The following is a 681-nucleotide window of genomic DNA, read 5'->3' as shown; positions in this document are numbered from 1 at the left end:
CTCTGGCTGGTAAACCTGTATCAACTCCATTAATCTCCCAGTTTCCTTCTGCATTAATTACAGGAGTGAAACCATCTTCGCCTCTCTCGCCTCTCTCGCCTCTGGCTGGTAAACCTGTATCAACTCCGTTAATCTCCCAGTTTCCTTCCGCATTAATTACAGGTGTAGCTCCATCTTCGCCATCTTCGCCTCTTTCACCTCTGGCTGGTAAACCTGTATCAACTCCATTAATCTCCCAGTTTCCTTCTGCATTAATTACAGGAGTGAAACCATCTTCGCCTCTCTCGCCTCTCTCGCCTCTGGCTGGTAAACCTGTATCAACTCCATTAATCTCCCAATTTCCTTCCGCATTAATTACAGGTGTAGCTCCATCTTCGCCATCTTCGCCTCTTTCACCTCTAGCTGGTAAACCTGTATCAACTCCATTAATCTCCCAGTTTCCTTCTGCATTGATTACAGGAGTGAAACCATCTTCGCCATCTTCGCCTCTCTCGCCTCTGGCTGGTAAACCTGTATCAACTCCATTAATCTCCCAGTTTCCTTCCGCATTGATTACTGGGGTGAAACCATCTTCACCTTTTTCACCATCTTCGCCTCTCTCTCCTCTGGCTGGTAAACCTGTATCAACTCCGTTAATCTCCCAGTTTCCTTCTAAATTGATCACTGGGGTGAAACCATCTT

Annotated in this window: 1 protein-coding gene; it reads right to left on the bottom strand. The window is 46.4% G+C overall.

Going from position 1 to position 681, the window contains the following annotated elements:
- A partial coding sequence (locus tag MM214_RS18950) for a hypothetical protein (protein WP_241297745.1) occupies positions 1-681 on the bottom strand: 681 nt, incomplete at both ends.

Origin of the sequence: Belliella kenyensis (assembly GCF_022549675.1) — a bacterium.
Classification (GTDB): domain Bacteria; phylum Bacteroidota; class Bacteroidia; order Cytophagales; family Cyclobacteriaceae; genus Belliella; species Belliella kenyensis.
Note: the sequence above shows the minus strand (reverse complement) of the source record. Positions and strands in the feature narration are given on the sequence as shown.